Below are 20,891 nucleotides of genomic sequence, written 5' to 3'. Positions count from 1 at the left end.
TTTTTGTTTGTATAACATTCAATATTTTTAATAACTTTTTGCAAATTGTTTTTATTTACGGCTTAACCGCTGCTCCAAACTATTCTATAATGAGGTTGGGCGCACCTACGACACCCGTTTGTGAACGCGCGTTTATAGTTTTTGCCCGCCACCCACTATTTGTAGGAGGAATGGTCATGCAGTACGGATATTTTGACGAAAAAAACAAGGAATATCTCATCACGAAACCCAATACGCCCGCCCCTTGGGCCAACTACCTCGGTTCGCCTGAATACGGCGCCATCATTTCGGGCAACGCCGGCGGCTACAGCTTTGTAAAGTCCGGAGCGAACGGGCGGCATGTGCGCTATCATTTCAATTCCAAGGATGAACCGGGCCGTTACATTTACGTACGCGACCTGGAGAACGGAGATTACTGGTCGGGCTCCTGGCAGCCGGTCGGCAAGGATCTGGATCAATACAGCTCGGTGTGCCATCATGGAACCGGATACACGAATATTGTCTCCGACTACGACAATATCCACACGGAATCGCTGTATTATGTGCCGCTGAACAAAACCTACGAGGTATGGCGCATGAAGGTGCGCAACAATGACTCCAGAACCCGCAAGCTGGCGCTGTTCGGATTCGTCGAATTCACCAACGATAACAACTACGAACAGGATACCGTCAACCTGCAATATACGTTGTTTATTTCGCGGACCCACTACAAGAACAACAAAATCCTGCAGGTCATCAATGAAAATACGCCGGAAGGACAGTCCTGGCGATTCTTCGGCGCGGCCGGCGCGGAAGTCACCGGCTATGACGGCGACCGGGATACATTCCTCGGAGACTACCGTAGCTATGGCAACCCGCTGTCCGTGGCAAATGGCCAATGCAGCAACTCCTTGAATTATAATACGAACGCCTGCGGCGCGCTGCAGATCAACGTCGAACTCCAGCCGGGCGAGGAAAAAGAAGTTGCCTTCCTGCTGGGCCAATACGACGAGGAGGGTGCCTCCGAAATCCTCGCCCACTACAGCGATTTGTCCGTCGTCGACAAGGAACTGGAGGAGCTGAAGCTTTTCTGGCACAGTAAACTGAACCGCTTCCAGGTACAGACGCCAAGCGATAACCTGAACAACATGATCAACACCTGGAACGCATACCAGTGTTTCATCACCTTTATTTGGTCGCGGGCGGCTTCCTTCCAATATTGCGGTCTGCGCAACGGTCTTGGATACCGGGATACGGTGCAGGATATTCAGGGCATTATCCACCTCGACCACGAGATGGCGCTGGAACGCCTGCGGCTGATGATCTCCGCTCAAGTCTCCAACGGCGGCGGTCTGCCGCTCGTGAAATTCGACCACAATCCGGGCCATGAAGGCACGCCGGACGATCCGGAATACGTGCGGGAGACCGGCCATCCGCATTACCGGGCCGACGATGCCCTGTGGCTGTTCCCGACTGTCATTAAATATTTGAACGAAAGCGGCAACTGGGCCTTCACCGACGAAGTGGTTCCTTATTCTGATAAGGGCGAAGCAACCGTATACGAGCATCTGCGGCAGGCGCTGCAGTTCAGCCTTGACCGTATGGGCGTGCACGGCATGCCGGTTGGGCTTCATGCCGACTGGAACGATTGTCTGCGGCTCGGCGCCAAAGGCGAATCGCTGTTCGTGGCCTTCCAGCTGTACATGGCCTTCCGTATCTTCATGGATATCGCTCGTACCAAAAACCGGGAAGCCGACATCGAGTGGGCGCAGGGCCTGCTGGATGAGCTGGACGCCAATATCCAGAAGCATGCCTGGGAGAACGACCAGTTTGTCCGCGGATTTACCGAGGACAACTATACGGTCGGCTCTTGGGAGAACGACGAAGCCAGAGTATGGCTGAATCCGCAAAGCTGGGCCGTCCTGAGCGGCGCCGCCCGTCCCGAACAAGCGAAGCTCGCCATGGACAAAGTATACGCCAATCTGCGCACCGAGTACGGAACGATGCTCTTCTATCCGCCGTTCCGCAATTACGGCCTGCCGGTAGCCTTGATGGCATTGTTTAACGCTTCGACCAAAGAAAATGCCGGGATCTTCAGCCAGCCGCAGGGATGGCTCATTCTGGCGGAAACCATGATCGGCAACGGCGACCGCGCCTTTGAATACTTCCTCGATTGCAGCCCGGCCAGCATGAACGACAAAGCCGAGGTCCGCAAGCTAGAGCCTTACGTGCACGGGCAGTTCGTCGAATCCAAAGACAGCCCGTACCAAGGCCGGGCGCATGTACACTGGCTCACCGGCACCGCGTCGACGGTAATGGTGTCTCTCGTTGAAGGTATCATGGGAATCCAGCCGCAATTTGACGGTTTGCGCATCAACCCGTGCGTGCCGGCAAGCTGGACCAACTTCTCCATGGTCCGCGAGTTCCGCGGCAAGAAGCTGAATATTGAAGTCGAGAATAAAAACGGCGTGCAAAAAGGCGTCACCCGGATCATCCTGGGCGGCGAGGAGATTTTGGGCGATACCATTCCAATGTCCAAAATGGCTGACGAGAATACCGTTAAGGTCATTATGGGATAACATAAGACAAACAAGCCCGTCCGTGCATGCTGCACGGACGGGCTTTTGTTTTTAAATAGCTGACTCCTTGGGAGGCTACTCGCTATCATACGATAAGGCTTACGCTTCTTCCAGCCCGATCCGGCGGATATCGTCCAATTCTTCCGGCGTCATCAGCCCAGAGGTGTACAGGTTACGGTATTCCTGGGAGACGCTCTGGTTAAAAATCAGCAGATCATCGGTGTTCACGGTTACGGGAACACCATGATCGTACAGCTTGCGGATCGGGTGCTTGCCATAGCTCTCCGCCACTCCAAGCATCACGTTGCTCGTCGGGCAGACATGCAGCCGGATCGCATGACGGGCCAGCCAGTTCATGATCTGCGGCGAGCCGGCGGCCGCGACTCCATGATGAACCTCCTGAAGCTCCAGCACTTCCACGGCCTCCATCACATCGTCGGCGGTGCCGAATTCGCCCACATGCACTTTGCAGACCAGCCCCGCAGCATGCGCCGCCCGGTAAATCGGTTTGAACGCGGAAATGGGCTGCGCCAGTTCATCATGGCAGACATCAATGGAGCGAAACCACTGCGCGGCAAAAATTTCATACAGCCGGGTGCCAACCTGCTCCACATCGCAGGCCCGGTCCAAAGACAGCTCCGGCCGGAAATCCGTATCCGGCGCATGGCGGCGCTGCAGATCATCCATGGTCTGCATAAACGACTCCATCCCGCCCAGAGCTTCAATTTCGTCAATGCCGAAATTCAGCGCCAGCTTGGCAATTCGGTCCTCGCGGGCCTGCACGAAAGCAGCTTCAACACGTTTTAAATATCCTTGTTTACCGGGACAATGGCGTTTTACATTCACTGTGTACCAATTCTGCATTTCATGGAGCGAAGCAAACGGCCTGGCCGGCGGCTCGATAACCACCTTTGCCCACTCGCCGATATAGGCCATCGTTCCTCCGCGACCGGCATGATTATGCCAATCGCTTTTCGGGACCGCCTGAAGTCCCGGGAGGGAATCATTTTTCAAAGCTTCGATAAATGCCTGACGATCCGATCCAACGCTGTGTTCAACGACCGACACATGTATCCGCCCTTTCCCACCTAAAATCATTCCGCTCCATCCTTAAATGACGTACGGCTTCGCTTCCATCGTCTCCGCTTTGGCAACGGCTTCTTCCAGCGTCATGCCGGTATAATCCTGTGCGGCAAAATAACGCGCGCTGCGTCCATCGTCCACGAAAGCACCCACGGCAATGCCGGGGATGACCGACTCGACCGCGTGATGGGCATGCGGTCCGCCGAGATCCGTGCGGCACCAGCCCGGGTCTGCCAGGTTCAGCAGCACATTGCTGCCTTCCAGCCTGGAAGCCAGGTCCTTGGTGAACTTGTCCAGCGCCGCTTTGCTGGCTGCATACCCTGCCTGCTCCGGCTCGTTGCGAATGCCGCTGGTCGTATTGATGACGCGGCCGAAGCCTCTTTCCAGCATTTTAGGAATAAAGTGGTGGCAGATCGTCGCAATCGAAATAAAATTGATTTGAAAGCTTTGAACAAAATCCTCTACCGGCGTCTGCCAGTAATCCTTGCGGTAGGCAATTTGCACGGCGGCATTGTTGAACACGATATCGACCGGCGTCCCTTTGGCATCGATTTCACGCAGCATAGCCTCCACATCTTCTTGGCGGGCCAGCTCGGCCTGCACGCTGTAGGCTTCGATACCCAGCGCCTTAACCTCTTCCTCCAGCTTTGCCGTGTTCTCCAGCTTCCGGCTATGCAGAATCAGATTGCAGCCCTGCCGCGCCATAAACAAAGCGGTTTGATAGCCGACGCCGCGGCTTGCTCCCGTAATCAGCGCCCATTTTCCCTCTACTTGAATCATGTTGAACCTCCCGGTGGTTAATTGAGTATGTAAGCGTTATTTTTCGCTCTTTCTTTATTCTATCGCATCTTCTGCCAAAAGGCTCGTCTATGAAATTGAGGTATCAAACCTGCGTCCCGAAGGTAATGATAGAGAGCAGGACATCTAAAATTAGGAGGGACCTTATGGGCAGAATTCTTCATTTTGAAATCCATGTCGACGATATGGAGCGGGCCAAAGCTTTTTACGGAGAGGTGTTCGGCTGGACGTTCGAGGACTGGAGCGAATACGCGGGCATGCCCTACTTCGGCGCCATTACCGGAGATGCCAGCCAGCCCGGCATCAACGGGGCGTTAATCAAACGGCAAGGGCCGCCGCCGCAGGAAGGGCAAGCCGTCAACGGCTACGCCTGCACCCTCGGAATAGCGAATTACGATACTACCGAGGCCGCTATTCTTCAGCATGGAGGCAAGCTCGCCTTGCCGAAACATGCGCTGCCGGGCATGGCCTGGCAGGGGTATTACCTCGACACCGAAGGCAATCTCTTCGGGATTCATCAGCCAGATGTGAACGCGAAATAGACGTCTTGGCTAAAACGAGAAAAAGCGTTCCTGCTAAGCCGCGGCAGCGGCCGGGCAGGAACGCTTTTTTTGATGGGTTTAGTTATCCCAGCTTCGCGATTATTTCCTTGGCTACTTGGAGGGTGGATTGCGGGTTTTGCCCGGTAATCAGATTCCCGTCGATTTCCACATGATCCGACCAGTCCGGATGTGCAATAAAAACAGGACCTGCTTCACGCAGCTTGCTCTCCAGCAGAAACGGCATGCTGGCTGCAAGCCCAGCCGCATGTTCTTCGGAGTCGGTAAAAGCCGTAATCCGTTTGCCTTCAACCAGATACCTGCCGTCGGATAGCTTGGCGTTAACCAGACCGGCCGGTCCATGGCAGACCGCAGCCACGATTTTACCCGCTTCGAAAAATGTCCGCAGCAGCTCCTGCAGCTTCGCATTGTCCGGGAAATCAAACATCGTTCCATGGCCTCCCGGCAGCAGGATCGCATCATAATCCTTGCCGGTTACTTCATTCAGCGGCACCGTGTTTTCCAAATGCGCTTGCGTAGCCAACAGCTCCGGAGACAGCTCATCGTTTAAGCTGCCCGGGTCGATCGGCGTCCGGCCGCCCAAAGGACTGGCAACGGTAACCGCATACCCCGCTTTGCTGAATTCCACGTACGGCTCGGCGAACTCCGTCAGCCAGAGCCCGGTTTTTTTACCGGAATGAATCTCTGAAGCCGAAGTTACCACGATCAATATATTTTTTGCCATTTTATTCGCTCCTTTTTTAGATAGAGATGATGAAAACGGAAGAGTTAAATTGATTATAAGCAGACACCATCAATAAATCTAATTATATAATTTGCGAGTAATCATAAATATATTTATAATTAATACCTGATGAAAGCGATGAGTCCCAGCAAAAGGAGTGTGCATCTATGGTCGATTTCGAGTGGTACCGGAGCTTCGTAGCCATCTACAGACATTTATCCGTCTCCGAAGCCGCCAAGACGCGGATGATGACACAGCCGGCGATGAGCCAGCATCTGGCAGCGCTTGAAGCCGAGGTTGGAGAGCCTTTATTTACCCGTTCGTCCCGAAGACTTGCGGCGACGGAACGCGGCAAAGAGCTCTATTCCCGTCTGGCCCCGCTGCTGGAATCGCTGGAGACCGCTACCGCTGAACTGAAATCCGCCTCCTTGCCCCATTCCAGAGCCATTCGTATCGGTTTGGCCCTTGAGTTTTTCCAGGAGCAGATCGTTCCGAGGCTGCAACGCGCGGCAATATCCGTCACCGCTTCCTTTGGAACGGCAGATCAGCTGATTGAGCAGCTGAAGGAAGAGCAGGTAGACCTTATCGTTACTTCCAAAAAATATGCCGAGCCAGGGATTAACTATCAGTTCCTATATCAAGAGACGTTTGCGATCATCGCTCCGGCTGACCTCACCGTTCCATGTCTGAACAGCCTGAAGGAAATGGAGGAATGGCTGTCGGCACAGCGCTGGATATCGTATGGCCCGGAGCTGCCTATGATAAGAAGGATTTGGAGAGAGCATTTCAAGAGACGTCCCCTGATCCGACCGATTCATATCCTACCGAACCTGCACGCGATCCTGAAAGCCGTCGGCAGCGGCGCCGGTCTCAGCGTTGTTCCAACATATATGCTCTCTTCTCCGGCAAGATTCGGAGTCCAAGTTCTGCTGGACCGTTACATGGTCGACAACGAATTGTACATTGCCTACAAAAGCAAATATCAGCATAATCCCGAACTGAGGGAGATGATTGAGTTCATCCGGGATGAACAGAACTAGCGGCGCAGCAGCCGCTAAAGCTCAGGGTCCTGCCGCAACGGCAGGACCCTGAATAAAAGCCTGTGGATTATAGCAGAACGGCATATCTTCCTCCTCAGATCAGAGGCTCCCTGGTCATGTTATTCCACCATATTTTTCGTGGACTGATACATATTTGCCGTATACTTATCGATGTCATCCCGCGACATCCGCAGGCGGGCCTCGGAAGTGCCGTACCCGATCTCGACCTTCCCTTCTGCCAATCCCGCAAAAATCCCGTCGGCAAAAGCGTCCAGCGGTTCGCCATGGGTATGCAGTCCTGAGCCGCCCAAATCCGTGTTCACCGCCGGCGGCGCTACCTCGATCACCTCCACGGCCGTTTCCGACAGCTGATGCCGGAGGCTCATCGTAAAGGAATGCAGCGCAGCTTTGGTCGCCGAATAAATCGGCGCAATAGCAAACGGCGTGAAAGCTAGGCCTGAGGTTACATTGATGATCGCTCCCGCTTCTTTTTCTGCAAAATACGGAGCGAACAGCAGCGCCAAATGAACCGGCGCATCCAGATTCGTAGCAATCTCCTGATGAAAGTAACTCCAATGATCCTTGGCGCCCGATTTGAGCACGTTAAACCGCTGCTGGGTGCCGGCATTATTGACCAGCACGTTCACTTCGGGGTGATTCGCGGTAACCCAATCGAACAAGGCAATGCGCTCCGCCTCCACGCTCACATCGCATAAACGGGTAATCAAGCCCGGCAGCTTTGCTTGCGCCGCTTGAAGCACCTCTTCGCGCCGTCCGCACACAATAACCCGATTTCCTGCCTTTACGAAACGTTCTGCAAAAGCCAGTCCGATTCCGGCGCTTCCCCCGGTAATCAGAATCGTATTTCCCGTCAGCTTCATGATTTAGCCTCTTCTCTGTTTTTATTTTTGCGGGCGTTCATATAACGCGCAATCTTCACATCTATTCCTTCCAGCGCTTTCGTCATCAGCGACATTTCCTCTTGCACCGCAGCCTTATGCTTTTGCATCATCTCCAGCCGCAGCTCCGTGGTGCTTTCACCCTCTACTACCCAATCAATGTACTGCTTGATTTCACTGATCGGCATATGCGTCTGCTTTAAGCAGAGTACCATGCCAAAAAGCGCAATTTGATCCTCGGAGAAACGCCGCCGGCCGGCTGCATCCCGCTCCATGAGGGGGAGCAAACCTTGTTTTTCATAGTACCTGAAACGGGACTCCGGAATACGGAACAGTGCCGCCGCTTCGCCAATGGAATAATATTTCATCTGAAGGCCTCCAAACCGATCATTCATTGTCGACAGGATTAGCATACGACTTAAACCATGGTTTAAGTCAATATAAAAATTTTGTTGAAACGCTCCTCCAAATTTCTCCGTACATACCAATGAAAAACATTACATCTTCTGGGGGAATGAATCATTGAAAACAAAACTTGCCATCCTTTTGCTTCTGACTGCCGCAGCACTAACCGGGTGTGGATCCGATAACAACGGAAATAACACTGATAAATCCAACAATGCTTCGTCTCAACCGGTAAACGGGCAGGCAGCGGCGCCCAGCAAAGCGCCCAAAAAATTGTCCGCCGCTGAGAATGTCGCGCTGGACTACGTGAATATTTTTCTGAACGGTTCGGATGAGGAAGCGAAAAAGACATTTATCCAGGATCACGTCTACCCGGACGCCCAGCCGCTGTTCCAGCTCGCGCAAGCCATCGAAACGCCGGACGACCACAAACTGAAAGACCCTCAGGTGATCGAATCCGCCGATTATTCCAAAGAGGACAACATGAAGGTAGAAGCGGTTTTGATTCAAGGAGAAGAAGGCAACAACCCGCAAAGCGAGCTCATCGTGTTTATCACTGATAAAAAAGTGCTCATGGCCAGCAATTCGTCCGACGAGGAGTCGTTCGGCCAAGCAAGAAGCGCATTCAAAACACCGGTACCGGAAACCTCCCAGGCTGCCAATAAGCCAAGCGAAAAGGACATGCTGCGGGAGATCAAGAGCTTCGTTATTGACGATTTGTGGAATGATGCCTTCGTCGAAATCAGCTGGTATATCCACAGCGGTACCAGCAGCACCGGGGAGAGCATCGATATTAACTTTACCGTTCAGCAATTAGGCAAAACCATGGAGAAAAAGAAAGAATACGATACTTATATGAGCGGCCTTGGCACAGAGTACGATTCCGTGAAAAGCGTATGGGCCAAGCTCTCCGGCGAATCCGATCGCCTGTACGCGCTGATCCAGCAGCATCCGCCCAAAGCCAACGACAGCAGCTCCGATTACGATGCCAGCATTCTGAATCAGTACACGGACGCCTTCGAGAAAGAAGTCGATGCGTTAACCGAATAAGCGGAGTATTCCGATCCCCTTTTGCCTGCCCCCGGGATAAGTGCTATCCTAAAAAAGTGGATACTGCTTAAGGAGGCGCACTAGATGAACAAGAGGATTCCGGAAAAAGCATTGAATGACGGTTTGAAGATCCCTTCCATCGGCTTCGGGACGGCTTGGATTAAAGGAGCTGCCGGGGTAGAGGTACTTATCCATGCGATGGATGCCGGCTACCGGCTGATCGATTCGGCGTTTAACTACGAAAATGAAGGCGCGGTCGGACAAGCTATCCGCAAGTCTTCCGTTCCGAGAGATGAGCTGGTCATCACCTCCAAACTCCCGGGCCGTCATCACGCTTACAAGGAAGCGCTGGAGACCATCGAAGAATCCCTGTTCAGAGCCGGACTGGATTATTACGACTTATACCTGATTCACTGGCCGAACCCGATCACGGACCGGTACGTCGAAGCCTGGCAAGCCATGATCGAAGCCAAAAAACGCGGATATATCCGCTCCATCGGCGTCAGCAATTTCCTGCCGGAGCATAATGAACGTCTGGTTCAGGAGACGGGCGTTGCGCCAAGCGTCAATCAGATCGAACTCCATCCTTATTTTGACCAAACAGAACAACGGGCCAAGGATGACAAATACGGCATCGTGCCCGAATCCTGGAGCCCGCTTGGCCGCGGCCACGACATGCTGAACAACGAGGCGATCAAGGGCATTGCCGCCGCTCACAGCAAAACGCCGACCCAGGTCATTCTGCGCTGGCATATTCAGCTTGGCGCCATTCCGATTCCGCGGGCAAGCTCGCTTGCGCATCAGAAGGAAAACCTGGACATCTTTGACTTTGAACTGTCGGAAGCGGAAATGCATATCCTTTCCGGGTTTAATCAGCCGGACGGCCGTTTGTGGAATCAGGACCCGGCGGTGTACGAAGAAATGTAAACCGATTGACGTTGGCGGGAATAGAAAGAGGACATTGGCGGGATGCCAATGTCCTTTTTTTTGCGCGTATCCTTAATTCCAGCCCATAAGCTCCCGGATATACGCGGTCAATTTATGCGCGGCTTTCTTATGCGTAACCTGCGACGGATGGAAATCTGCGGCGTAGCCGTCTTCCTCCAATTGAACATCAAACTTCATCGTGGCGATGCGTGTATCGCCCGTTTCCTGCATATAGCGGACAACGGCCTGCTCTACGAACGGGAACAGCCTGTCTCCCATGATCCCCAGCGTGCACAATATCTGTGCCTCCGGATTGTTTTTCCGGACCATTTTCAAAAACTCGGTATACTGCTCGGCATAATCCGCCTGTAGATCGGCAAAATCCTTGGTATAAGAGTCATCGTTCGTGCCCAAGTTAACGACGATCAGCTCCGGCGTAAATGCGCTAAAGTCCCAGCTTAACGTCAGCGGGTCCAGCGTACCGTCCAGGCGGCCTTCGGATTTGGCAACCTTCTCATAATAATCGGGGATCAGATGGGTCAAAAGCTTCTGGTCATTGTCCGTATATCCGGAGATAATGCCATACCCGCTGTATGACACCATGCTGTAATCGGCCTGCAGCGCTTGCGCCGTCAGGTAAGCATAGGCTTTGGTCACATCTTCCGTACCCGTTGAAAAAGGATGCAGCGCCACCTCGTCGTCCACCCCATACCCGCAGGTAATCGAATCGCCGATAAATTCGATCGTATGTACATTGGGCGAAGCAGGCCGAATGCCCTCGGCGGCATCGACAATGATCTCCTGAATGCCAACTGTGGACATGGCCGCTTCCGACAGCTTGATGATTTTTACCGTAACCTGCTGCTCCGTCTCGCTCTCGAATACGGTGTAGCTTCTCAAGGGCTGATCGATCTGCTCATCCACAACCCGCTTGCCGTTCACCTCGATGGCAATACGGGCCAGATTGGTCTCGCCTTGCGCGATTTGATCACCTTTAATCGTTACGTGAGCTTTGGTCCCAAAAAACGAAAATTCCACTCCGCTCCCGGACAACGCCAGCCACAATGCATCGTTGTAGTAATGAGTTCTGCCAATGATTTTGACGTATTCCTTCGTTGCTGTATAAACTTGCGTAGTCTCTGACATTTTATGCCTTCCTTCTCTAGCTTTATATCAGTAACAGTAGCAGAGAGAGCCGGATATTGGCAATGGACTGGATTACGCAATTAGTGCCCGGCGGCCGAGTCGAGGATATTTTTCAATGCACTGCGAAAAAGATTGGCCCGCCCGTTAGCCGGATGGGGTACACTGAGATGATTCACGTGATGGAGCATCAGCGTCTCTGCGGCTTTTCGGCCGATCGCAACAATTTCGGCGCCGGGGCTTAAATTAAATAACTCATTTGCGACCTTCATTCCTACACTTAGCTCTGCCGAAGTCGGGGTACGGTTCGTCATCATGTCCTGGCTGGACTTGAAGGGATGGAAGGGATAGATATTCCAAAAGATGAAGTCCGTCGGTTCCCATTGGCCAGAAGCCAATGCCGCCTCCCACACGATGGAGGCCGTCGGTTCCGAGAACCCGTAGGCCGCCTGCATCCGGTTTGGTTTGGGCAGATCAGGCAGACTGGTACGCCCGCCCGGGCCGCCGTCAAAAATCATCGGAGGCTTCACAAACGGGTGATTCCCCGTCACCATCCGTTCCGATGTTAAAGGAACCCCCGAGAATCTGGCCCCCTGATATCCGACGGCTTCGGCAATCAAAATAAACCGGGCGACACATATTCTTGGAGCCAGATATCGCAGCAGCTGATTTCGCCGGATCTCTACGGCCTCCGGGCCAATATCATACCCGTCGACGTAATCTTTCCAAGGGTTGATAACATTTTCGAGCGTAGCGTAGTCGCTTACCCTTTTGATAAAAGCTGCCGCGAGGTTATGCCGGTCCATTGGACTACCTCCAATATTGTTTATGTTATCCGGAGTAACTGGTATAATTTCCTAGAGGGAGGTTTGATATTATGGGTATCGCATTGTGTGCACTGGGTCTGATCGTTGTGTTTGGCAGTCAATATCTTACCAAACGCAGAAGCTAACCCATAAGTTTTAAGCCTGTCTGCGCCGGTTGAGGATGACCACGAGACGTAACCCTACCTTCCGCTCAACCGGCTCACTAACTTCCATAAAAAATTATAGCTCCACTTCCGCCGACCATAGGCGTGGGCTGCAGCATACATCAAAAAAAGCGGTGAGGCTTTGCTCTCATCGCTTTTTGCATTACTGTAACTATGCTATCCCTGATAGAGCGCTAAGGGTTACGCTCTCACCCGCCCCGATAAGCCTCACGCAGTGCGGCAAGGTCGAATTTTTTCATCTGCAGAAAAGCCTTCGTCACACGCGCAATTTGCTCCGGTGTACCTTTCCCCAGCATCTCGTCCATCTCCGCCGGAACAATCTGCCACGACACGCCAAACGGATCGGTCAGCCAGCCGCATTGTTCCGCTTCGGGAACCGCGGAAAGCTTCTCCCAGTAGTGATCAATCTCCTCTTGCGAATCGCATTTCACCATAAAAGAAATCGCTTCGTTGAAACGGAATTGATGATTGTGCGCGCTGTCCATGGCAGTGAACCACTGATTCTCCAGCATAAAGTCAGAAAACATAATGTTTCCTTCCCGGTCAGGCTCCATGCTTTGCGGATAGCGGACAATCGCCCCCTGCCGCGAGTTGCCAAATACGGACAAATAGAGAGTCATGGCCTCTTCTGCCCTGCCGCATTGATCCCCCACAAACAAAAACGATGGAATAATCGCCGGACGCTCCTCGCCTTCCGGATTCGTAAGCATCAGCTGCCAGGACACGCCGAATTTATCCTGAATCCAGCCATACCGCTCACTGAATGGGTACTTATCAAGCGGCATAAGTGCCTGTCCGCCCTCAGATAATTTGTTCCAGACCTCGTCTAATTTCTGTGCAGCGTCCTTTTCGCGTGACGGATCAAAATTAACGAAGAAAGACACAGACGGATTCAGCTTAAAATACGGCCCTGCGCTGATGGCCATAAACTTCTGTCCCCATATTTCAAAAGAGACTTGATCGCAGTCGCCCGACGGCGTGTCATGAAGGGTTGTCACACTCGTAACCTTGGATTCGGGAAAAACAGCGGCGTAAAAGTTAGCGGCTTCGACCGCTTCTTTGTTATACCAAATATGCGGAACGATCTTGGAGTTCGTATTTGTCATCCATCATACCCCCGCAACATTGATCTGAAAAGTAACACCGAACTTGTCCTTCACAATCCCATACAAAGGGCTCCAATCCGTCTTTTGCAGCGGCATGAACACTTGGCCGCCGTCTCCCAGTGCGGCGAAAATCTCCCGCGCGTCCGACTCTTCCGTAGGATGGATGGCAATCTGAACCGTATCCCCGTCCGCCTGATGCGACGTACCCGGAAAAGTATCGGAGAACATGAGATCCGCATCACCGACCTTCAAATGCGCATGCATTACAAGGGCCTTCATCTCATCGGTCAGCGGATGATTTGGATCTTCCGGCAAATCCCCGAACGTCATGATTCCGACCACGCTTCCGCGCAGCGCTTTTTCATAGAAATAAAGGGCTTCTCTCGAGTGTCCATTAATAACAAAATACGGGTTCAAACGGATTGACATCATGCTTCATCCCCTTTGGAACAAGTTGGTCAGTCAGCTTTATTATACACAATAATTGAAGGAAATAAACGGATTTCACGAACGTATGATCGCTTTATTTTTCGGGAAAAAGAATATCTTCAGAAATGAAAAAAAGACACCCCGTAAGGTGCCTTCAGTGATCCTCGCTTAATTTAGCGTTTGGTCTGAGTTGGACTTGTATTCGCCAGTATCGGCAGCATCTTCTCGCTTTTTTCCATTAAGGAATTGCACTGGCCACAGAGCGGTTGAATCGAAAATACAAAATTATCTCTCGTCCAGCCGTTGCACTTATCATTGGTGCATGACCATATCGTTGTCATTTCCTCTGGAAGATCAATCAGCAGTCTTTTCCGTGAATAGTACAAGCGGCATCCTTCTTTCCCTTTTGGAATAATGAGCGAAGAAAAAGCCCCAACGTCAAGTTTGGGGCTTCCGAACAGCAGTTTTACAGTTTAACAACATTCTCGGCTTGTGGGCCGCGGTTGCCTTGGACTACGTTAAATTCAACGCGTTGACCTTCGTCCAACGATTTGAAACCGTCGCTAACGATTGCACTGAAGTGAACGAATACGTCACTGCCGCCTTCAACCTCGATAAATCCAAAGCCCTTGTCTGCGTTAAACCACTTAACTGTTCCTTTTTCCATGATTTATTACCTCCATATTTGTATTTGTACATGATCTTCAAATTCCAAAAAAAATCACATATTGTACAAGGTTATAGAATCAAAATTATAACCCTCTACAATATGTGACTCAGGTCGAAATTCCAATAAACTAACTATAACATAACTGGGGCTGAGTTACAACTTTAAAGCTGATTGAACTCTAGGCCGGAATTCAACACATACCAAAAAGCCACCAGCCAGAATACTGGCTGATGGCTTTTTACTTACTCCATATGGAGCCGAGGGGAGTCGAACCCCTGTCCGAAGGCAACGCCACACAGACTTCTACGAGTGTAGTTACAGTTTTGATGTCACCCGAGTAGCGCCCCGTAACCGGCTATACGTTGGGTCAGCCTGATTATCTTCTTCCGTTGACCCCAGGCGGAGACCAGACGGCGTATCCCACTAAAGTTGAGCCCCTAGCCCGCCACATGGGCGATGGAAGGTAGGAGCTAGCTCACAGGTTATTAAGCTGCGAAAGCTAAGTTGTTGTTTTGTTTGCCGTTTAATTGGCTTTAGCGTTGATGAAGCGGACGCGTCCCCACTACTCGCTATCCATGCTCGAACTACCCCCGTCGAATCCAAAAACGGCCCCTCATTATAAGGGCTTCTTGGATGAACGGAATCGCCGGCAAAAGTCGATCCATCCCCGTGACAATCTCCGCCTGAAAGGCGCAGGATCACTTGAAGCATTAGTGCTACAAGAAAGAGTATATCACATTTTGCAGCATAATCACAAAGATGTTGCAGGAAACGCAGGCGGAGTTTGGCAGTTACCTCGCGACCTTCTGTTTCTCCCGCAGGGCCCGCTGGATGTCGCGCTGCGCGTCGCGTTTAGCGGCGGAATCGCGTTTGTCGTATTGCTTCTTCCCTTTGCCGATGCCGAGCAGCAGCTTGGCGTAGCCGTTGCGGACATACACCTTCAGCGGAACAATCGTATAGCCCTCTTGCTTGGAATGTCCAAGCAGCTTGCTGATCTGCTCCTTGTGCAGCAGCAGCTTGCGCGTGCGCGTCGGATCGTCCGGATTGGCGCGGTTGCCCTGCTCGAACGGGCTGATGTGCATGTTGTGCACAAAAATCTCCCCGCCGCGGATCGTCGCAAACGCATCGCCGATATTGGCCCGGCCGTTTCGCAGCGATTTAATTTCGGTTCCCGTCAGCACCATGCCCGCCTCGTAGGTATCCTCGATAAAATAATCATGGGAAGCTTTTTTGTTCTGGGCGAGCACTTTCCCGTCTGCCTTTTTACCCATCACAATCACTCCTTGAAAACATATTGCGGCGTCTGAATGCGCTGGTTCTGCGGCCAAACGGAATCCTTCCCAAACGTCCGACCTCTATTGTAACAAAAGCGCTCACGCAAACGCAAGGAAGGCTAAAGCGTTTCCCTGTACAGTTTAATTTAAAAAATCGAAGGCCAGCCGTCCCACAAAAAGCGCCCATTTTGACAACAGGTTGTCAGGAAGTTGAAGTTTCTTACTGCATAATCCAAAATAAAGAAAACGCTTACATTTATATCATAACATTCCTTTTTGACAACTGGTTGTCAGGAAGTTGGTTGTGGAAAAGAAAGCGCCAGACCCGAAGGCCTGGCGCTTGGAGGTATGGGGAAGAAATCCTATTCCTTGGATTTCTTCTTTTTCTTCTTGCGGCGGGTACCGCCTTCGGCCTGGCCCTCCGGGGCCGGAGCTGCCGAAGGGCTGAATACGCCGCTAGGGTTCTTTTTCGTGCGGCGGCTCTTGCCTTTGCCGCCGGCTGTGCGCTCGCCGGTGCCGCCGCCCGCACCGAAGCTGCCGCCGCGGTCCTCGCGGCTGCGGAAGCGCGTGCTCGAGTCGACGCCGCGCAGCTCGCCCGTGTCGGCGCCGTAGCCGCCCTTGCCGGAGCCGAAGCTGAAGCTGATGCCGCGCCCCGCGGCACCGCTTCCGCCGTCTCCGGCGCGGCTCCGCCCGGCGCCGCTGCCTCCTGGAGCGCCTCCGCCGCGCTCCAGGACCTCAAAGGCCCGGCGCGCCGCTTCGGCCGGGCCGCCTTTGCGCCGGCGGCCGCTTCCGCCGCCGGCATTGCTTTCGCCGCCGCGTTCGCCCGCGGCCGGCGCACTGTCAGCGGCGCCTGCACCGGCGCCGCCTTCCGGGCTGCCCGTACCTGCGGGCAGCCAGCTTCCCCGCGGCTCGCCGGCGAAGCCGGAGCCGCCGCCTTTGCCCGGCTTCCCTTTGCCGCCGGGCTTGCCGTTCTTGGCGGCTTTTCCGCCTTTGCCGCCCCGGGCCTCCCCGGCTTTGCCCTTACCGGCTTTGCCGGCAAACTTGCCGGGAGCGCCGCCTTTTTTGCCGCCAAAGCCAAACCCGCCGGATCGGCCGGTATAGCTGCGATGCTCGCCCGCCGCGCGCGGCTTCATATCGACCAGCTCGAAGTCGATCGTATGGTCGTCCATATTTACCTTGGCTACGCGGATCTTCACCTCGTCGCCGATGCGGAACACCTTCGACGTCCGCTCGCCGATAAGCATCATATGGGCTTCGTCGAAGTGGTAATAATCGTCGGTCAAATTGCTGAGCCGGATCAGCCCTTCCACGGTGTTATCCAGCTCGATGAACATGCCGAAGCTGGTTACGCTGCTGACCATGGCATCGAATTCCTCGCCCACCTTGTCCAGCATGTACTCCGCTTTCTTGAGCTGCTCCGTATCCCGCTCCGCATCCACCGCGACGCGCTCGCGCTCGGATGACTGCTGGGCGATGTCCGGCATTCGGCTGGACAGGTACTCCAGCCGTTTCGGCGTTAGCGCCCCGCCGCCCTCGAACACCTCGCGCATCACGCGGTGAATGACAAGGTCGGGATACCGGCGGATCGGCGAAGTAAAATGCGAATAGTATTCCGCTGCCAGCCCGAAGTGACCAGTGCTCTCAGCGTCGTATTTCGCCTGCTTCATGGAACGCAGCATCATCGTGCTGATGACGGTCTGCTCCTTGGTGCCCTGGATATCCTCCAGCAGGCTTTGCAGCGCCCGCGGATGAACGGAATTGCCGCGGCCTTTGATGTGATAGCCGAAATTGGCGGCAAACGCCATAAAATTCTGCAGCTTCTCCGGGTCCGGATCCTCGTGAATCCGGTACAGGAACGGCACCTTCAGCCAGTGGAAATGCTCCGCCACGGTCTCGTTCGCAGCCAGCATAAACTCCTCGATGATCTGCTCGGCCACCGAACGCTCGCGTTTGACGATATCGTATGCTTTGCCGTTTTCATCGACGAGGATTTTGCTCTCCTGGAAGTCAAAATCGACCGCGCCGCGCCGCATCCGCGCCCCGCGCAGCTTCATCGCCAGCTCTTTCATCAGACGGAAATCTTCGATCAGCGGACTGTACCGCTCCAGCAATTCCGGGTCCTCATCCTCGAGGATTTTACGGACATTCGTGTAGGTCATCCGTTCTTTGGTCCGAATTACGCTGGTAAACACGTCATGCTTGACGACCTTCATATGTTCATTGAATTCCATCTCGCACGACATCGTCAGCCGGTCCACCTGCGGGTTCAAGCTGCAGATGCCGTTGGACAGACGATGCGGGAGCATCGGAATGACCCGGTCGACCAGATAAACGCTGCATCCGCGGTTGTACGCTTCCTTGTCCAGTTCGGAGCCTTCGCGAACGTAATAGCCGACATCGGCGATATGCACGCCCAGCTTATAATGGCCGTTTGGAAGAAGCTCGACATTCACCGCATCGTCCAGGTCTTTGGCATCCTCGCCGTCAATGGTCACGATGTTCAGTCCGCGCAAGTCGCGGCGGCCCTGGGCCACGATCTCTTCTTCGGTTATGGAGTCCGGCGCCGCTTCCGCTTCCGCCATCACTTCCGCGGGGAACGCCTCCGGCAGCTGATGCTTGCGGATGACGGACAAAATATCGACGCCCGGGTCATCTTTATGCCCAAGAATTTCGATAATCTCCCCTTCGGCCGCCGCCCGGCCTTCCGGGTAGCTCACAATGCGCACGACGACTTTCTCGCCGTCCACAGCGCCCTTGAAGGACTCCTTGGGTACAAAAATATCGCGGTTGATCCGCTTGTCATCGGGCAGTACAAAACCGTACGTTTCGAAGCTTTGGAACACCCCGACCGTCTGCAGCACGCCGCGGCGGACAATGCGCACGACTTCGCCTTCCATCCGGCCGCCCGAAGGACTGCGGGACGTAATGCGCGCAAGCACGATATCGCCGTTCATGGCGCCCTTCAGGTCATTGGCATGAATGTATACATCGGGATGATCCTTATCGTCGGGAATCAAGAAACCAAAACCCTTCGCATGCGCCTGCAGCCGGCCGCGGAGCAGGTCCATCCGTTCCGGCACGCCGTAACGGCCACTGCGGGTCAGCACGATTTTTCCATCCTGCTCCAGATCGCGAAGCAGTGCCTCAAACGCCGTAAAATCCGCCTGTTGTTCAATTGCAAAATGGTTGATCAATTCATCATAGGTCAGCGGCTTATAAGCCGTTTCTCGCATGAAATCAAGCAGTTGTTGTTCTGTAATCAACATGTTCACCTCAACGCTCCGCAGCAATAGCATTGCCGCGAATATATGTATATCCCGGTCAGCCCGTACATGCTGGAGTTAAATTTAACCTTTATATACTCATACCCTAGTATACACGAAATCAATCCCGGGCATCCCTGCATTGCCCTAACAAAAAAGCCCTCTGCTCCATTCCTTAGAGAACAGGGCAAAGGGCTTGCTTTAGGTATAGTTATTTCACGATAATGGCAACGACGATCGCCAGGATAAAGAATCCGGCCGCCAGTCCTACCGTTACCCGCTGCAGCACGAGATCCATGCCGCGCGCTTTCGTTTTACCGAAGAGATGCTCTGCGCCGCCGGAGATGGCACCGGAAAGTCCCGCGCTTTTCCCCTTTTGCAGAAGAACGACCGCAATCAAACCTACGGAAAAAATCAGGAGCAACACTTTGAAAAAGATTTCCATTCACTTCCACCTCCTACGTGCAAGCATCACTATCTATGGGAATTTAGATTTCACGTTTCATAAACAGCATTTTTATTTTATCATAGCGGCCCAAGGAACACAACCAATCTATTTGAATTCATGCTACTTCGACCCTTTAATGCATAGAAAAAGAGCCCGCCGTAGCCGGCAGGCCCTTTCCTTGCTTATTATGTCGGCAATTATCTCTTCAGGTTGTAGAAGGATTTCAAGCCGTTGTATTGAGCCAATTCGCCCAGTTCGTCTTCGATGCGGAGCAATTGGTTGTATTTCGCGATACGGTCCGTACGGGAAGGAGCACCTGTTTTGATTTGGCCGGCGTTGGTCGCAACGGCGATGTCAGCGATGGTGCTGTCTTCGGATTCACCGGAACGGTGGGAGACAACTGCAGTGTAACCTGCGCGTTTAGCCATTTCGATGGCGTCGAAGGTTTCAGTCAGCGTACCAATTTGGTTCACTTTGATCAGGATCGAGTTACCGATTCCTTCTTCGATACCTTTGGAGAGACGTTCAGTGTTGGTTACGAACAGGTCGTCGCCAACGAGTTGGATTTTGTTGCCCAGTTTTTCAGTGAGCAGCTTCCAACCTTCCCAGTCGTCTTCGGAGCAGCCGTCTTCGATCGTGATGATTGGGTATTTATCAACCCAGGAAGCCAGCAGGTCAACGAATTCAGCCGGAGTGAAGGATTTGCCTTCGCCTTCCAGGTGGTATTTGCCGTCTTTGAAGAATTCGGTGGAAGCAACGTCCATACCGAGGAATACGTCTACGCCTGGTTTGTAACCAGCTTTTTCAATAGCTTCCATGATGGAGGACAGAGCGTCTTCATTGGAAGTGAAGTTAGGAGCAAAGCCGCCTTCGTCGCCAACTGCAGTGTTCAGGCCTTTGCCTTTCAGAACGGCTTTCAGCGCGTGGAAGATTTCAGCGCCGGTACGCAGAGCTTCTTTGAAGCTAGGTGCACCAACTGGCAGTACCATGAATTCTTGTACGTCAACGTTGTTGTCGGCATGAGCGCCGCCGTTAACGATGTTCATCATAGGAACTGGAAGTTGTTTAGCGTTGAATCCGCCCAGGTAAACATACAGAGGTACGTCCAGAGCAGCAGCAGCAGCGCGGGCAACAGCCATGGATACGGCCAGGATCGCGTTAGCGCCCAGTTTGCCTTTGTTGTGCGTTCCGTCCAGCGCGATCATGGCTTTGTCGATGCCCAGTTGGTCCAGAGCGTCCATGCCGATGACTTCAGGAGCGATAATTTCGTTTACGTTCTCAACAGCTTTCAGAACGCCTTTGCCCAGGTAACGGGATTTGTCTTCGTCGCGAAGCTCAACAGCTTCGTGAGCGCCGGTGGAAGCGCCGGATGGAACGATTGCGCGGCCTTTAGCGCCGGATTCCAGATATACGTCAACCTCTACAGTTGGGTTACCGCGGGAGTCAAGGACTTCGCGAGCATAAACATCAGTAATAATCGTCATGTTAATTTAATCTCCTTTATACTTGATTTTATTCTGGGG

Annotated in this window: 20 protein-coding genes and 1 other RNA gene; 5 read left to right on the top strand and 16 right to left on the bottom strand. The window is 53.2% G+C overall.

Annotation, left to right across the window (positions count from 1 at the left end):
- The first annotated feature begins 176 nt into the window (after positions 1-176).
- Positions 177-2,558, top strand: a complete 2,382-nt coding sequence (locus BMW84_RS19630) for a glycoside hydrolase family 94 protein (protein WP_091071302.1) — start codon at positions 177-179, stop codon at positions 2,556-2,558.
- 99 nt (positions 2,559-2,657) lie between these two features.
- Here the strand turns inward: BMW84_RS19630 and BMW84_RS19625 are convergent, their stop codons facing one another.
- Positions 2,658-3,656: an amidohydrolase family protein gene (locus BMW84_RS19625; RefSeq protein ID WP_091071300.1), complete on the bottom strand. Its 999-nt coding sequence runs from the start codon at positions 3,654-3,656 to the stop codon at positions 2,658-2,660.
- 12 nt (positions 3,657-3,668) lie between these two features.
- Positions 3,669-4,421 carry an SDR family NAD(P)-dependent oxidoreductase gene (locus tag BMW84_RS19620; protein WP_091071299.1) on the bottom strand — a complete coding sequence of 251 codons (753 nt, stop codon included), beginning with the start codon at positions 4,419-4,421 and terminating at the stop codon, positions 3,669-3,671.
- Between the two features lie 164 nt (positions 4,422-4,585).
- Here BMW84_RS19620 and BMW84_RS19615 point away from each other — a divergent pair, with 164 nt between their 5' ends.
- Positions 4,586-4,981 carry a VOC family protein gene (locus tag BMW84_RS19615; protein WP_091071298.1) on the top strand — a complete coding sequence of 132 codons (396 nt, stop codon included), beginning with the start codon at positions 4,586-4,588 and terminating at the stop codon, positions 4,979-4,981.
- An 82-nt stretch (positions 4,982-5,063) separates the two neighbouring features.
- Here the strand turns inward: BMW84_RS19615 and BMW84_RS19610 are convergent, their stop codons facing one another.
- A complete protein-coding gene (locus BMW84_RS19610) occupies positions 5,064-5,723 on the bottom strand; it encodes a type 1 glutamine amidotransferase domain-containing protein (protein ID WP_091071295.1) in 660 nt (219 codons plus the stop codon).
- 167 nt (positions 5,724-5,890) lie between these two features.
- Between BMW84_RS19610 and BMW84_RS19605 the strand changes: the two genes are divergently transcribed.
- The gene (locus tag BMW84_RS19605; RefSeq protein WP_091071293.1) at positions 5,891-6,763 is read left to right on the top strand and encodes a LysR family transcriptional regulator; all 873 of its coding nucleotides are present in this window, start codon (positions 5,891-5,893) and stop codon (positions 6,761-6,763) included.
- A gap of 119 nt (positions 6,764-6,882) precedes the next feature.
- Here BMW84_RS19605 and BMW84_RS19600 read toward each other — a convergent pair whose 3' ends face one another.
- Both BMW84_RS19600 and BMW84_RS19595 read right to left on the bottom strand, forming a co-directional pair.
- The gene (locus BMW84_RS19600; RefSeq protein ID WP_091071291.1) at positions 6,883-7,644 is read right to left on the bottom strand and encodes an SDR family oxidoreductase; all 762 of its coding nucleotides are present in this window, start codon (positions 7,642-7,644) and stop codon (positions 6,883-6,885) included.
- Positions 7,641-8,030: a MerR family transcriptional regulator gene (locus tag BMW84_RS19595; protein ID WP_091071290.1), complete on the bottom strand. Its 390-nt coding sequence runs from the start codon at positions 8,028-8,030 to the stop codon at positions 7,641-7,643. The genes BMW84_RS19600 and BMW84_RS19595 overlap by 4 nt, the downstream gene beginning before the upstream one ends.
- Before the next feature lie 154 nt (positions 8,031-8,184).
- On the opposite strand from BMW84_RS19595, the gene BMW84_RS19590 reads away from it, so the two are divergent.
- Positions 8,185-9,117, top strand: a complete 933-nt coding sequence (locus tag BMW84_RS19590; protein WP_091071288.1) for a hypothetical protein — start codon at positions 8,185-8,187, stop codon at positions 9,115-9,117.
- Positions 9,118-9,201: 84 nt separating this feature from the next.
- A complete protein-coding gene (locus BMW84_RS19585; protein WP_091071286.1) occupies positions 9,202-10,044 on the top strand; it encodes an aldo/keto reductase in 843 nt (280 codons plus the stop codon).
- 72 nt (positions 10,045-10,116) lie between these two features.
- Here BMW84_RS19585 and BMW84_RS19580 read toward each other — a convergent pair whose 3' ends face one another.
- From BMW84_RS19580 to eno, 11 genes are all read right to left on the bottom strand, one after another.
- The gene (locus BMW84_RS19580; RefSeq protein WP_091071284.1) at positions 10,117-11,190 is read right to left on the bottom strand and encodes an SGNH/GDSL hydrolase family protein; all 1,074 of its coding nucleotides are present in this window, start codon (positions 11,188-11,190) and stop codon (positions 10,117-10,119) included.
- Between the two features lie 80 nt (positions 11,191-11,270).
- Positions 11,271-11,993: a uracil-DNA glycosylase gene (locus BMW84_RS19575; RefSeq protein ID WP_139209653.1), complete on the bottom strand. Its 723-nt coding sequence runs from the start codon at positions 11,991-11,993 to the stop codon at positions 11,271-11,273.
- 373 nt (positions 11,994-12,366) lie between these two features.
- The gene (locus tag BMW84_RS19570; RefSeq protein ID WP_091071282.1) at positions 12,367-13,284 is read right to left on the bottom strand and encodes a VOC family protein; all 918 of its coding nucleotides are present in this window, start codon (positions 13,282-13,284) and stop codon (positions 12,367-12,369) included.
- A gap of 3 nt (positions 13,285-13,287) precedes the next feature.
- Positions 13,288-13,713 (bottom strand): VOC family protein, encoded by a 426-nt coding sequence (locus BMW84_RS19565; protein ID WP_091071592.1) that lies wholly within the window; start codon positions 13,711-13,713, stop codon positions 13,288-13,290.
- A 173-nt stretch (positions 13,714-13,886) separates the two neighbouring features.
- Complete coding sequence (locus BMW84_RS19560) at positions 13,887-14,099, bottom strand: cold-shock protein (RefSeq protein ID WP_091071281.1); 213 nt, start codon at positions 14,097-14,099, stop codon at positions 13,887-13,889.
- A gap of 80 nt (positions 14,100-14,179) precedes the next feature.
- Complete coding sequence (locus BMW84_RS19555) at positions 14,180-14,380, bottom strand: cold-shock protein (protein WP_091071279.1); 201 nt, start codon at positions 14,378-14,380, stop codon at positions 14,180-14,182.
- A 252-nt stretch (positions 14,381-14,632) separates the two neighbouring features.
- Positions 14,633-14,996, bottom strand: a transfer-messenger RNA (tmRNA) gene (ssrA, locus tag BMW84_RS19550).
- 178 nt (positions 14,997-15,174) lie between these two features.
- A complete protein-coding gene (gene smpB, locus BMW84_RS19545; protein ID WP_025699468.1) occupies positions 15,175-15,654 on the bottom strand; it encodes an SsrA-binding protein SmpB in 480 nt (159 codons plus the stop codon).
- A gap of 365 nt (positions 15,655-16,019) precedes the next feature.
- Entirely contained in the window at positions 16,020-18,920 is a 2,901-nt protein-coding gene (gene rnr, locus BMW84_RS19540) for a ribonuclease R (protein WP_091071591.1), read from the bottom strand.
- Positions 18,921-19,131: 211 nt separating this feature from the next.
- Positions 19,132-19,365: a preprotein translocase subunit SecG gene (gene secG, locus BMW84_RS19535; protein WP_091071277.1), complete on the bottom strand. Its 234-nt coding sequence runs from the start codon at positions 19,363-19,365 to the stop codon at positions 19,132-19,134.
- Between the two features lie 200 nt (positions 19,366-19,565).
- On the bottom strand, positions 19,566-20,852 hold the full coding sequence (eno, locus tag BMW84_RS19530; RefSeq protein ID WP_091071276.1) for a phosphopyruvate hydratase: 1,287 nt from the start codon (positions 20,850-20,852) through the stop codon (positions 19,566-19,568).
- Positions 20,853-20,891: the final 39 nt, after the last annotated feature.

Origin of the sequence: Paenibacillus sp. NFR01 (genome assembly GCF_900111565.1) — a bacterium.
GTDB lineage: Bacteria > Bacillota > Bacilli > Paenibacillales > Paenibacillaceae > Paenibacillus_AQ.
Note: the sequence above shows the minus strand (reverse complement) of the source record. Positions and strands in the feature narration are given on the sequence as shown.